This window comes from Kribbella sp. NPDC048915 (assembly GCF_040649595.1).
In the GTDB taxonomy this organism is placed as follows: domain Bacteria; phylum Actinomycetota; class Actinomycetes; order Propionibacteriales; family Kribbellaceae; genus Kribbella.
Genome location: NZ_JBEZFT010000013.1, coordinates 29,497 through 41,902 on the forward strand (window position 1 = coordinate 29,497; position 12,406 = coordinate 41,902).

Annotated in this window: 15 protein-coding genes; 9 read left to right on the forward strand and 6 right to left on the reverse strand. The window is 69.1% G+C overall.

The annotated features are described in order from the left end of the window. The first annotated feature begins 28 nt into the window (after window positions 1-28). From AB0B82_RS09925 to AB0B82_RS09940, 4 genes are all read left to right on the forward strand, one after another. Window positions 29-931, forward strand: coding sequence for a UbiA prenyltransferase family protein (locus AB0B82_RS09925; protein ID WP_360164641.1), 903 nt, complete (start codon window positions 29-31; stop codon window positions 929-931). A gap of 3 nt (window positions 932-934) precedes the next feature. Continuing rightward, on the forward strand, window positions 935-1,885 hold the full coding sequence (gene pip, locus AB0B82_RS09930) for a prolyl aminopeptidase (protein ID WP_360164643.1): 951 nt from the start codon (window positions 935-937) through the stop codon (window positions 1,883-1,885). A 302-nt stretch (window positions 1,886-2,187) separates the two neighbouring features. Further along, complete coding sequence (locus AB0B82_RS09935; RefSeq protein WP_360164645.1) at window positions 2,188-2,994, forward strand: phytanoyl-CoA dioxygenase family protein; 807 nt, start codon at window positions 2,188-2,190, stop codon at window positions 2,992-2,994. A 67-nt stretch (window positions 2,995-3,061) separates the two neighbouring features. Then, window positions 3,062-3,406, forward strand: a complete 345-nt coding sequence (locus AB0B82_RS09940) for a cupin domain-containing protein (protein ID WP_360164647.1) — start codon at window positions 3,062-3,064, stop codon at window positions 3,404-3,406. A 104-nt stretch (window positions 3,407-3,510) separates the two neighbouring features. Here AB0B82_RS09940 and AB0B82_RS09945 read toward each other — a convergent pair whose 3' ends face one another. Beyond that, window positions 3,511-4,095: a YdeI/OmpD-associated family protein gene (locus AB0B82_RS09945; protein ID WP_360164649.1), complete on the reverse strand. Its 585-nt coding sequence runs from the start codon at window positions 4,093-4,095 to the stop codon at window positions 3,511-3,513. Further along, window positions 4,095-5,054: a WYL domain-containing protein gene (locus tag AB0B82_RS09950; RefSeq protein ID WP_360164651.1), complete on the reverse strand. Its 960-nt coding sequence runs from the start codon at window positions 5,052-5,054 to the stop codon at window positions 4,095-4,097. The genes AB0B82_RS09945 and AB0B82_RS09950 overlap by 1 nt, the downstream gene beginning before the upstream one ends. A gap of 87 nt (window positions 5,055-5,141) precedes the next feature. On the opposite strand from AB0B82_RS09950, the gene AB0B82_RS09955 reads away from it, so the two are divergent. From AB0B82_RS09955 to AB0B82_RS09965, 3 genes are all read left to right on the forward strand, one after another. Further along, window positions 5,142-6,110: an ATP-binding cassette domain-containing protein gene (locus tag AB0B82_RS09955; RefSeq protein ID WP_360164653.1), complete on the forward strand. Its 969-nt coding sequence runs from the start codon at window positions 5,142-5,144 to the stop codon at window positions 6,108-6,110. Continuing rightward, the gene (locus AB0B82_RS09960) at window positions 6,110-6,919 is read left to right on the forward strand and encodes an ABC transporter permease (RefSeq protein ID WP_360164655.1); all 810 of its coding nucleotides are present in this window, start codon (window positions 6,110-6,112) and stop codon (window positions 6,917-6,919) included. Before AB0B82_RS09955 ends, AB0B82_RS09960 begins: the two co-directional genes overlap by 1 nt. A gap of 110 nt (window positions 6,920-7,029) precedes the next feature. Beyond that, the gene (locus tag AB0B82_RS09965) at window positions 7,030-8,187 is read left to right on the forward strand and encodes a hypothetical protein (RefSeq protein ID WP_360164657.1); all 1,158 of its coding nucleotides are present in this window, start codon (window positions 7,030-7,032) and stop codon (window positions 8,185-8,187) included. A gap of 98 nt (window positions 8,188-8,285) precedes the next feature. Here AB0B82_RS09965 and AB0B82_RS09970 read toward each other — a convergent pair whose 3' ends face one another. Then, window positions 8,286-9,116 carry an NAD(P)H-binding protein gene (locus tag AB0B82_RS09970; protein WP_360164659.1) on the reverse strand — a complete coding sequence of 277 codons (831 nt, stop codon included), beginning with the start codon at window positions 9,114-9,116 and terminating at the stop codon, window positions 8,286-8,288. A 90-nt stretch (window positions 9,117-9,206) separates the two neighbouring features. Between AB0B82_RS09970 and AB0B82_RS09975 the strand changes: the two genes are divergently transcribed. Together AB0B82_RS09975 and AB0B82_RS09980 are read left to right on the forward strand one after the other, a co-directional pair. Then, window positions 9,207-10,139: an AraC family transcriptional regulator gene (locus AB0B82_RS09975; RefSeq protein WP_360164661.1), complete on the forward strand. Its 933-nt coding sequence runs from the start codon at window positions 9,207-9,209 to the stop codon at window positions 10,137-10,139. A 40-nt stretch (window positions 10,140-10,179) separates the two neighbouring features. Further along, a complete protein-coding gene (locus AB0B82_RS09980) occupies window positions 10,180-10,716 on the forward strand; it encodes a putative immunity protein (protein ID WP_360164663.1) in 537 nt (178 codons plus the stop codon). Here AB0B82_RS09980 and AB0B82_RS09985 read toward each other — a convergent pair. Genes AB0B82_RS09985 through AB0B82_RS09995 form a run of 3 tightly spaced genes read right to left on the reverse strand, consistent with a single transcriptional unit; the run spans window position 10,694 to window position 12,395 of the window. Continuing rightward, window positions 10,694-11,386: an alpha/beta fold hydrolase gene (locus AB0B82_RS09985; RefSeq protein WP_360164665.1), complete on the reverse strand. Its 693-nt coding sequence runs from the start codon at window positions 11,384-11,386 to the stop codon at window positions 10,694-10,696. The two genes, AB0B82_RS09980 and AB0B82_RS09985, sit on opposite strands and share 23 nt — an antisense overlap. A 15-nt stretch (window positions 11,387-11,401) precedes the next feature. Beyond that, the gene (locus AB0B82_RS09990; RefSeq protein ID WP_360164667.1) at window positions 11,402-11,785 is read right to left on the reverse strand and encodes a TIGR03618 family F420-dependent PPOX class oxidoreductase; all 384 of its coding nucleotides are present in this window, start codon (window positions 11,783-11,785) and stop codon (window positions 11,402-11,404) included. 19 nt (window positions 11,786-11,804) lie between these two features. Continuing rightward, entirely contained in the window at window positions 11,805-12,395 is a 591-nt protein-coding gene (locus AB0B82_RS09995) for a dihydrofolate reductase family protein (protein ID WP_360164668.1), read from the reverse strand. Between the last annotated feature and the right edge of the window lie 11 nt (window positions 12,396-12,406).

Sequence of the window (12,406 nt, forward strand, 5' to 3'; positions counted from 1 at the left end):
TGCGCCGCCGGTGGAGCACAGTGGTGCTGTGAGCACGGGCGTGCAGGTGCGGGGGCCGCGGGTCCGGGACGTGATCGCGGTCGGCCGTCCGGCGTTCTGGGTGGTCTCGATCGTTCCGTACTACACGGGCATCCTGCTCGCCACGCATCGGCTGATTCCGCCGGTCGCCGATTGGCCGCGGCTGATCGTCGGCGCGGTCGTGATGGGTCCGCTGGTGTGGCTCGCCGTACTCGCGGTGAACGACGCCTACGACCTGCCGAGTGACCGGCTGAATCCGCGCAAGGCCAAGTCGCCGTTGCTCGACGGACGGATCACGTTGCGCACGGCGACCCGGCTCGCCTTCGCGGCGGCGGTCGCGGCGGTCGGGCTGAGTCTGCTGGTCGGGATCGTTTTTGCTCTGGGTGTACTGCTGGCAGTCCTGCTCGGGTACGCGTACTCCGTCCCGCCGGTACGGCTGAAGACGCGAGCCGGGTTCGACGTCGCGGTCAACGCCCTCGCCCTCGGCGCGTTCGGACCGCTGGCCGGGTGGGCCGCGATCAACCCGGACCTCAGCGACTTCCCGTGGCTGATGGGCTTACAGGGAACGCTCGCCGCGGTCGGGCTCTACCTGCCCACCACCCTCGCCGACCTCGACGCGGATCGCGCGGCCGGCTACCACACGATCGCGGTCCGGTTCGGCGCGCGCACGACGTACCGGATCGGGTACGCCGCCTGGATCGCCGCCGCCGCTCTCTCGGTGATCCTCGCCGCCACCGACACGATCATCCCGCGGGACATGCTCGTCCTCGAGGTCGTGATGGTCCCGGTGCTGATCCTTGCCTACCGCAGACTCATCGGTCCCGGTCAGTCGTTCAAGGGCATCATCGTGCTCGCGTCACTGTTCCTCCTCCCCTGCGGCACCTTCGCCCTGACCTACACCGGAGTCCTCTGACCGATGTATCCACCGTTCGATCCGTACGACCACGGCCTGCTCGACGTCGGCGACCACAACCGGGTCTACTGGGAGACCTGCGGGAATCCGGAGGGCAAGCCCGCCCTCGTCGTCCACGGCGGACCCGGGTCCGGCGCGAGCCCCTTCTGGCGGCGGTACTTCGATCCCGCCCGGTACCGCGTGGTCCTGGTCGACCAGCGCAACTGCGGCCGCAGTACGCCGGATGCGGCCGCGCCCGACGTCGATCTGAGGAACAACACCACCCAGCAGCTGATCGCCGACTTCGAACAACTGCGTCGGCACCTGGAGATCGACCGGTGGCTGCTCCTCGGCGCGTCCTGGGGCGCGACACTCGGACTCGCGTACGCCGAGCAGCATCCCGAGGTGATCTCGGAGATCGTGCTGTTCAGCGTCACCAACACCAGCCGGCGGGAAGTCGACTGGATCACCCGGGAGATGGGCCGAATCTTTCCCGAGGAGTGGGCGCAGTTCCGGGACGGCGTACCCGAGAGTGAGCGGGACGGGAACCTGGCGCTTGCCTACAGCAAGCTCCTGCACGATCCGGATCCCGGAGTCCGAGACCGCGCGGCGCGGAACTGGGCCGCGTGGGAAGAGACGCATGTCCGGACCCACCCGGACTGGACGCCGGATCCGCGCTGGGAGGACCCGGTGGTGCGGCTGCGGATCGCGCGGCTCGTCACGCACTATTGGGGGCACGCGGCCTGGCTGGAAGTGGACGCACTGATCCGGAACGCGGGTCGGCTGGCCGGGACTCCAGGCGTGCTGATCCACGGACGGCTCGACATCAGCAGCCCGGTCGAGGTCGCCTGGCGGATGGCTCAGGCCTGGCCGGGCGCCGTACTGCACCTGGTCGAGCAGGAGGGGCACGGAGCGAGCGGTGCGCGGACCGCGGACCTGGTCGTCTCGGCACTCGACCGCTTCGCCAACGCATGAACAGCGACGGTGGACGGTGCACGCCGCGCGGACACTCGATGGCGGCAGCCGGCCGCGCTCTTTGTGCACCAGATCCGTACTTTCGCGGTCGAAAAGTACGGATCTGGTGCACAAAGTGGAAGACGGACGCGGATCTGGTGCACAAAGTCGGGTGTCTGGCCGTGACCGCGGCCGGTCGGCGTACCAGGATTGACCCACGGACCCGTCGATCGAGACGATTCGCCTTGGTGCACGTGCACGATGGGCAAAGATTTGATCACTGATCTTTACAGCGCTGAGCGGTGCCGGAACCCTAGGGTCCCATGACTCTGACCCGCCCGGAGCTGGAGACCGACTACACCCTCAGTCGGTCCGCTGTCGCGCACTTCCGTACGCACGGGTTCGTTAAGCTGAAGAACGTCCTCAGCGGCGACACCATCGCGGAGTACGAGCCGGAGATCACCGAAAAGGTGCTCGAACTGGCCGCCGACGTGCCGCTCGAGGAGCGTGACACCTACGGGCAGGCGTTCCTGCAGGTCACGAACCTGTGGCAGGACAGCGAGCGGGTACTGGAGTTCGTGTCGTCGCCGCGGCTGGCGCGGATCGCGGCCCAACTGCTCGGTGTGCAGTCGGTCCGGCTGTACCACGACCAGGCCCTGTACAAGGAGGCCGGCGGCGGCATCACGCCCTGGCACGCGGACCAGTACTACTGGCCGTTCGCGTCGGACCGGTGCGTGACGGTCTGGATTCCGTTGCAGGAGACACCGATGGCGATGGGTCCGCTGTCGTTCGCGGCCGGCAGCCATACCTTCGAGCACGGCCGTGACCTGCCGATCAGCGACGAGTCCGAGCAGGCGCTGCAGGAAGCGCTGGCGGCGCAAGACTTCCCCGAGGTGTCGGAGCCGTACGAGCTCGGCGAGGTCAGCTATCACCTCGGCTGGACCTTCCACCACGCGCCGCCGAACACCACCGACGTACCGCGCCGGGTGATGACGATCATCTACATCGACGCCGACATGCGGATCGCGGCGCCGGTGAACGAGAACCAGGAGCTCGAACTCGCCCACTGGATGCCCGGCGCCCAGGCGGGCGATCCCATCACCTCACCGCTCAACCCGGTCCTGTACTGAGCTGCCTCGGCAGCAGCCGATCGCGCGCGAGCCGTGTCTGTACCTATTGGTATGTACGATGCTGCCCATGAACTCTGCGATCAGCCGCGTCGTCGTCCTCGACCAGGAGTTGCCGGCGGCGCTCCCGGTGCAGCGCGTCGAGGTCCGCCGGATCACGATCGACCCGCACACCGCACTCGGAGCCCACGTCCACAACGGCCCCGTCTTCGGCAACATCGTGTCGGGATCGGCCGTCTACCAGCAGTCCGCGGACTCCGAGCCGCAGGTACTACGGGCCGGTGACGTGTTCTACGAGCCGGCCGTCGAGCGGATCGAACGCTTCGACACCAAGGACGAGCCGGTCACCTTCCTCGCCTACTTTCCCCTCACCGCAGCTCAGGAGGCGACCCTGGACTTCGTCGAGCCTTCGTAGCGTGCAATCTCAACAGGACGTGTCGCCTGAACCGGGGTCCGTTGGGAGGCCGCACGCCTGCGGCGCCCACCGAGCCAAAGACACGTCCTGTCGTGCTGACACACTTACAACGTGCGCTTCTGCGGGTAGATGGTCTCGCCGCGAGACAGTTGCTCGACGTAGACGGCGATGCGCTTGGCTCGGGTTTCGGGGCGTTTGGCAGTGGTGACGCGGTAGACGACAGCGAAGCGGTTGGCGCTGGTCAGGATGTCGAACATCGCCTGCGCCTTGGGTTCGGCGGCCAGCGCGGCCGCGAGATCCTCCGGGACCTCGGAGGCGCTCGCCCCGCCGTAGGCCTGGTCCCAACGGCCGTCGGCTTTCGCACGCTCGACCTCGGCGCGCCCGGCCGGGAGCATCCGGCCGTCGTCCTCCAGCCGGGCGATCAGGTCGACGTTCCGTTTCGACCACACGCTGCGCGCGCGGCGCGGGGTGTACCGCTGAATGAACGTGCGCTCGTCGCGCGCTCGCCGCTGGCCGTCGATCCACCCGTGGCACAACGCTTCCTCGAGCGCCTCGTCATACGTGAGGCTCGTCGGCGTGGTGACGTGCTTCTTCGCGAGCACCAGCCAGACGCCGTCCGGCTCCTGGTGGTGTTCGTGCAGCCACTTCGACCACGCGGCGGCGTCGGCGACGATCAGTTCCTCGGTCATCAGACCGCCTCTCGGTACCGTGCGGCGAGCTGTGTCGCCGCATCCTTCAACTCCTGGGGTCCGACGAACTCCAGGTCGCACTCGAACATCCCGAACGTCGCGGCCAGCCCCGTCCAGGACCATGCGGTCAGGATCAGCCGGCAGGTCGTCGACGTGACCTCTTCCACGATGGCCCCGCGGCCGGCGTACTTCGCGACCAGCGACGCCGGCGCCTGCAGGATCGCCGCACCGCGGCACGGGTTCTGGTCCTGCCCGTGGAACTTGCGCGCGATGTACGTCGCCACGTCGGGCGCCGGCAGTTCGCGCGGGGTGAAGCGCGGTCCGGTCGGTGTCTTCGGCGTCATCCGGTCGACCCGGAAGGTCCGCCAGTCGTTGCGCTCGAGATCCCAGCCGACCAGGTACCAGCGGCCGCCCCACGTCACCAGGTGGTGCGGCTCGACCTTGCGCGGCGGCACCCATTCCTCCGACCCGCTGGCCGCGGGGTAGTCGAAGCGCAGTACCTCGCGCCCGCGGACCGCCGTACCGACCGCGATCAGCTTGTCCGAGTCGACGGTCGTACGGCGGTTCGCGTACCGGTCGACCGTGGTGACCTGCAGCGCATCGACCCGCTGCCGCAACCGCGCCGGCATCACCTGACGCACGGTCGCCAGCGCCCGCAGCGCACCCTCCTCGATCCCGGTGACCGTGGTGGTTGCGGTCTGCAGCGCCACCGCGACCGCGATCGCCTGGTCGTCGTCGAACAGCAGCGGCGGCAGATCGGCACCCGCGTCAAGGCGGTACCCGCCGTCGGGGCCCTTGGTGGCGCGCACCGGATACCCGAGCTCGCGCAGGCGGTCGACGTCACGGCGGACGGTCCGCGGGCTGACTTCCAGACGCTCGGCCAGCAGCTGACCGGGCCAGTCGCGGCGCGCCTGCAACAGCGACAGCAACGCGAGCAAACGGGCTGAGGTCTCGGACATGACTTCAGATTGGCACGGGTAGCGGCCAGAACCTGTCCTCTACTCCTGGAAATGTCAGGTCCAGAGTCCCTGACCGAAGGAGATATCGTGATCAGCACCCGAGCGCTCACCCGGGATTTCGTGGTGAGCCGTACCGAGACCGTGCACGCCGTCCGCGGGATCACCCTCGATGTCGAACCCGGTGAACTGGTCGCCGTCCTCGGCCCGAACGGCGCCGGCAAGACCACCACGCTGCGCATGCTCACCACCCTGATCGCATCGACCTCGGGCACCGCGACGGTCGCCGGGTACGACGTGACCACGCACCCCAGTCAGGTCCGCCGCCGGATCGGGTACGTCGGCCAAGGCAACGGCGCGGGCCACGCACAACGCGCCGCCGACGAACTCTCCGGGCAGGGCGTGATCTACGGGCTCGACCGGCGTACGGCGAAGCAGCGCGCGGGTGAACTGCTCGACGCGCTCGAGCTCACCGACCTCGCCCAGCGCAAGGTGTCCGAGCTGTCCGGGGGGCAGCGCCGGCGACTCGACGTCGCGATGGGCCTGATGCACGCGCCGCCGCTGCTGTTCCTCGACGAGCCGTCGACCGGTCTCGACCCGCAGAATCGCGCGAACCTGTGGGACCACATCCTGCGGATGCGTGAGCAGTACGCGATGACCATCGTGCTGACCACCCACTACCTCGACGAAGCCGACTCGATGGCCGAGCGGGTGGTCGTGGTCGACCACGGCGAGGTGATCGCCGACGACACCGCCGACGGGTTGAAGGCTGAGCTGGCCGGCGATCGGCTCGCCCTGACTGTTGCCTCCAGCAACGCTGCCGAGCTGGCACGACTGGCCGAGAAGTTGCCTGGAGCCCGCGATGTCGTTGCCGCCGGCGACGAGGTCGGCGTGCGGGTCGCCAACGGTCCGACGGCGCTGCCCGAGCTGATCGCGGCGGCGCAGCAGCACGGCGTACCGATCGCGTCCGCCCAGGTGCACCGCCCCACGCTCGACGACGTGTTCCTCAACCTCACCGGCCGCAGCTTGCGCGAAGACTCGAACGGAAAGGCAGCCTGATGACCACCCTCACCCTCCCGACCACCACTGTCGCGACCGCCGGGCCGCAGCGGAACCTGCTGCGCGACATCCGGATTGTGATGACGCGCGAACTGAAGCCGGTGCTGCGCGACCCGTTCTCGCTGCTGTTCGGGATGATCCAGCCGCTGGTGTTCCTCGCCCTGTTCGGCCCGCTGCTGTCCGGTTCGATGGGCGCAGAGTTCGGCGCCGGCGTGTGGCAGTGGTTCGTCCCGTCGATCCTGGTGATGACCACACTGTTCGGTACGTCGACCACCGGCGCGAACCTGCTGTTCGAGTTCCAGACCGGCGCGCACGAGCGGATGCTGGTCACGCCGCTGTCGCGGTCCTCGCTGCTGATCGGCCGGGCATTGAAGGAGATGGTGCCGCTGTTCGGGCAGGCGGTGATCGTGATCGCGGTGATGACGCCGTTCGCCTTCGACCTGCACGTCGGTGGCGCGCTCGTCGGGCTCGCGCTGCTCGCGGTGTTCGGCGTCGGGCTCGGTTCGTTCAGCTACGCGCTGGCGATCGCGGTCCGCAAGCAGGACTGGATGTTCTGGGTCGTTCAGCAGACGTTCCTGTTCCCGCTGATGATCCTGTCCGGGATGTTGCTGCCACTGGAGAGCGGTCCTGGCTGGATGCGGGTCGCGGCGAACTTCAACCCGCTGTCGTACCTCGTCGACGCCGAGCGGGCGCTGTTCTCGGGCGATGTCGCGAGCAGCGCGGTGCTGTGGGGTCTGGTCGCGGCGATCGTCACCGCGGTCCTGGGACTGACGGTCGGCATCCGCACCATGCTTCGGTCTGCGGACTGAGCACTCAAACGCTTGACCCAATTGGGCCAGTGTCCCCGCTGCGCCGTCTTCTGCAGGAGAAATCACCTACGGTAGCGATCAGATCACCAACCGCCCCCGAAGGAGATCTGATGAGGCCCCGCCCCGCCGTGTTCGCCGTCCTGACTTCGCTGGCCGCCGCCGCGCTCGCCGCCTCGAGCGCGGTGGCGGCGCCTGTCCCGGCCCTCGACTCCGGCCGCGCCGCAGTGGTCGCGGCGACCGACACCGACGGCGACGCGTTACCGGACGCCTGGGAGACGAACGGGTACGACGCGAACGGCGACGGCACCGTCGACGTGGATCTGCCCGCGCTGGGCGCCGATCCGCAGAAGAAGGACCTGTTCGTCGAGATGGACTACATGGACGGCCGGCTCGCGACCACGGCCGCGCTGGACCGGATCGTCCAGGTCTTTGCCTCCGCACCGGTCAGCAATCCCGACGGCAGCACCGGCGTCACGATCCACCTCGACGCCGGGTCCGCCCGCGGTGCGGCGTACAACCTCGGCGGTGGCAACCAGGTCACGTACGACGCCGACCTGAACCCGTCCGCCACCCAGACGAACGCGATCAAGGCAGCCAACTTCGCGTCGGCGCGCAAGGCCGTCTTCCATTACATGCTCTGGGCGGACAGCTACGACGGCGGCTGCAGCAGCGGGCAGGCCTTCAACATCCCGAACGACACGTTCATCGTGACGGTCGGCCCGAAGTGCAACTGGAACGCGACCGACGACGTCAACGTGGGCACGTTCATCCACGAACTCGGCCACAACATCGGCCTCAAGCACGGCGGCGCCGACCACCTGAACTACAAGCCGAACTACCTCAGCGTGATGAACTACTTCTTCCAGCTCGGCGGCGTACTCAAGGCCGACGGCACGAAGTACTGGGGCTACTCGAACGTCCAGCCGACCTCGATCAACGAGGCCCGGCCGGACGAGACCGTCGGCCTCGGCAGCCTCGGCGCGGGCTACCGGACCAGCTGGAAGTGCCCGAACGGCACCACCCGTACGACGACCGGCGCGGCGAACCAGCCGATCGACTGGAACTGCGACGGCGACACCACCGACACCACGACCGCCGCCGACATCAACGGCGACAAGACCACGTCGACGCTGATCGCCCAGAACAACTGGGCCAGCCTGGTCTTCGGCGGCGGCGCGGTCGGCGGCGGCAGCCCGCAGGCCAAGACCCCGGCGACCGAACTGCAGGAGCTGACCCACGAGGAGTGGCAGCAGCTGCAGCAGCGGTGAGACCCGGATCCTCAGGCCGTCACAATCCGCCGCGGGCGGGCGCGCTGAGGCTGCGCCTGCCCGGGACGCTCACATTGTGATGGCCTGGGGATCCGCCATCAGCCCCACACCCCGTTGCTCGCGGTCTCGCGCGCCCAGTCGTCGAAGTCGCGGGGCGGCCGGCCGAGGACTTCCTCGACGCCGGTGGACACATACTCGGAGCGGTGGTGGCGGATGACCGCGAACAAGTCGCGCACCGCGTCGGCGTCCTCCTGCGTGAGTCCCTGCTCGACCAGCTCCGCGACATGGGCCTGCGGCGACAGGTCGACGTACGCAATCGGGCGGCCGGTCGCTGCGGTCAGTTCGTCCGCGATGTCGGTCATCGTCAGGACCCGCGGGCCGGAGATCGCCAGCGTCCGGCCGATGTACGAGGCGTCGAGCAGTGCGGTGGTCATCACGTCACCGACGTCGTTGGTGTCGATCCAGGCTTCGCCGCCGTCACCGGCCGACACGCGGATCTGCCCCGCCAGCACGTGGTAGCGCAAGAAGTCCTCGCTGAAGCCCTGCGCGAACCAGGCCGGTTGCACGATCGTCCAGTCGAGGTCGGTCGCCCGTACGACGTTCTCCAGCGCGAGCTGACCGTCGTACACCGCGAAGTCGCGCCCAGGGCTGCCCACGCCGCGGCCCGACAGCAGCACCAGCCGCCGGAGTCCACGGGCCTGCGCCACGAACTTGCCGGCCTGGGTCAGTCCGGTCGGACCGACGGGCGGCGCGAGGTACGCCGTGTCCGCACCCGCCAGCGTTGCGTCCCAGGTGCTCTCGTCGTACCAGTCGAACGGCTGCGCGGTCGAGCGGGACGCCAACCGGTACGGGACGCCGCGGGCGTCGAGCTGGGCCGCGACACGGCGGCCGGTCTTGCCTTTGCCACTGAGGATCAGAATCTCGTTCATGTCCTCAGTTCACCCGACCACATCGAGACGAACCATGGCTGTATGGCGCGATTCGATGTTTGCAACGCTCACACCGGGTAGGCTCACGGTATGGACGTGCTCGACCAACTGCTCGCTGGGACCCGGGCCCAGGACGGGGTCTTCAACCTGACGATCCTGGATCTGCCGTGGTCCGTGGAGATCCGCGACGAGGCGCCGCTGGCGCTCGCGACGCTGGTGCGCGGGTCCGGCTGGCTGGCGCGGGACGGGCTCGAGCCGCTGCGATTGGAGCAGGGTGATGTCGCGATCATCACCGGCCCGGCGCCGTACGTCGTCAGTGACCGCCTCGGCACCGCGCCGCAACTGCGGATCCATCCCGGCGGCATCTGCGAACCGTTGCCTGGGGCACCGGTCGACTACTCGGCCCGGCTCGGCGTCCGGACGTACGGCAGCCGGAAGTCCGGCGCGGTGATGATTGCCAGCGGCACCTATCAGATCGGCGGCGATGTCAGCCGCCGGCTGCTCACCGCCTTGCCTCCGGTGCTGGTCGTTCCCGCCGCCGAGATCGCCGGATCGGTGATGGAGATGATCGTCGACGAGATCCAGCGGGACGCGCCGGGCCAGCAGAGCGTGCTGGATCGGTGGCTGGATCTGGCCTTGATCACGACGCTGCGCGCGTGGTTCGCGCGGCCGGACTCGCACGCGCCGGGGTGGTACCAGGCGCAGACCGACCCAATCGCAGGGGCGGCGTTGCGCCTGCTGCACGAGGATCCGGCGTACCCGTGGAGCGTCTCCGAGCTCGCGGACCGGGTCGGGGTGTCGCGGGCGTCGCTGGCGCGCCGGTTCACCGCGGTGGTCGGTGAGGCGCCGATGAGCTACCTGACCGGCTGGCGGATCACACTCGCGGCGGATCAGCTCCGGGCGACCCGGGACACGGTCGAGACGATCGCCCGCCGGGTCGGATACGCGAACGCCTTCGCGTTGAGCGTGGCGTTCAAGCGGGTCCGCGGGATCACGCCGACCGAGCACCGCCGGGTGGCCTGAGAAGTCTCAACATCGAGGTTCAACGATACGATTGAGGCTCATGGGTCATGACGAGATCCCCCTCAACCTCGGCGAACTGCGGCAGCTGAGCCTGTGGACGGCGGACTGCGCCGAGCGCGCCGTACCGCTGTACGAGGCAGTCGCGCCGAACGATCCGCGGCCGCGGGAGGCGATCTCCGCCGTCCGTGAGTTCGGTACCGGAGGCCCGCGGACGAAGACGATCCGGACCGCCGCCTTCGCCGCGCTCAAGGCGGCCGGTGCGATGGACGATCCGGCGGCGGAAGCAGCGGCTCGGGCCGCGGTCGGTGCGGCCGGATCGGCGTACCTGCACCCGTTCGCGGCCGCCACCCAGGTGAAGCACATCGTCGCGTCCGCGCAGTACGCCGCCTATGCCCATGAGCTCGCGGCCGGCGATCCGGCCGCCGCGGACGCCGTCATCCGCTGGGCGATCGACCGCGTACCGCAAACTGTCCGGGAGATCCTCGCGCGCTACCCCGACGGCGCCCCGGGCCGGAGCCGGCTCGGGGAACTGCACCGTCGCATCGAGGCGGAACTCAGGCGATCGTCGCCTTCATGAACGCGAGCGCCTGCGGCCAGGCCAGGTGGTACGCGTTCGCGTTGACCTCCTTGTCCTGCCGACCCTTGTCCGAGAACCCGTGTTCCGCCCCCGGGAAGTACTGCGTGAACGTCGCGCCGGCGGTCCGCGACTGCAGCACGGTCTGCAACGCCTCGAAGTCCGCGTTCGGTACGACGGTGTCGGCGCTCGGGTAGCTCACCAGCACCGGCGCCGTGATGCCGGCCGAGTCGGCGATCGCGTCGTACGTCTGGTGCGGCGGCAGATCCGACGGCACCGTCGGGTGGAAGGCGATCACGTTCGCGACCCGCTGATCGCGCGCGGCGAGCAGCAAGGCGAACCGGCCGCCGAGACACCAGCCGATCACGCCGACCTTGGTACATCCCAGCTCGTCGAACAGGTAATCCAGCAACGCGCGCTGCTCAGCGAGCGCCGCGTCGTCGTCCAACTCCCGCAGCATCGCGGACAACTCTTCCCGCGTGGCGTTGTCGGAACTGCGCCCCTTGAACGGATCCCACGCCAGCGCAGTGATCCCTTCCTCCCCGGCGAGCTCGTCCGCCCAGGCCCGCACCTGCTCCCCGATCCCGGTGATCATCGGCAACAGCAGCATGCCGACCCGCCCTACGCGCGCCAGGTACGCGCTCTGCTGTCCGACCTCGACCGTCACACCCATGGACGCATCTTAGGGTCAGCCGATGCCGACCGTCTGACGCTCGGGTTCGACGACGGCGATGATGCGGTCCTGGTCGCGGCCGTAGGGCTGGCCAATGTATTTCTGGGCGATCCGGTCGACGAGCTTCCAGCCCTCCTCGCCGTCGATCCAGTCCACGACACGGCCGCGGACGACGACCGGCTCGAAGGGATTGTCCGCGGGCGCGATGGACAGGGCGACGCGCGGATCGCGGCGGAGGTTGCGGGCCTTTCGGGACTCCGGGCCGGTGAGGAAGATGATCTTGTCGTCGAGCGTGCTCACCCACAGCGGCACCGAATGCGGCGCGCCGTCCGGCAGGACGGTGGCGAGGTGGGCGATCGACGTGCTCTCAACCGCGGCGCGTACGGCGGGATTCAACATCTTCGTGCTCCTTCGGGGTTCAGCGGACGATGTCGTAGTGCAGGTGCGTGACGCCGGGCGCGGGCACTGCCTCGCGCAGGCTCAGCCGGATATGTTCGGGGAGTTCCTGGAAGAAGGGCCGGCCGCCGCCGAGCAGGACCGGGACCTGATGCAGGACGAGCTCGTCGACGAGTCCGGCGCGCAGCGCCGCAGTGACGGTGGCGCCGCCCATCAGGCCGACGTCTTTCGCGCCGGCCAGTTCGCGGGCGGCGGCGATCGCGTCCTCAATGGTGTGGGCAGGCGTCTGGCGTTCGCTGAGCTGCGCCACCGGCTCGTGGCTCAGGACGACCAGCGGCGCGGTCGGATGCGGGCTGCCGCCGCCGAAGTGACCGGAGTCGTCGTAAGTCTTGTGACCGGCGACTACCGCACCGACGCGGCCGGCGAGCGCGTCGAACACCCGGGCGCTCGGCGCACTGAGCTTGAAGCCGTCGAAGACCTGGCTCGGGGTGTCGCCGTCGAAGTACCAATCGAACAGCATCGGCGCGTCGCCGAGCCCGTGGTCCGGGCCGGCGCCGCGCCCGGTGATGTAGCCGTCGACCGACACCGCGAGACCGCAGATCACCTTGCTCATCATCCGCACCC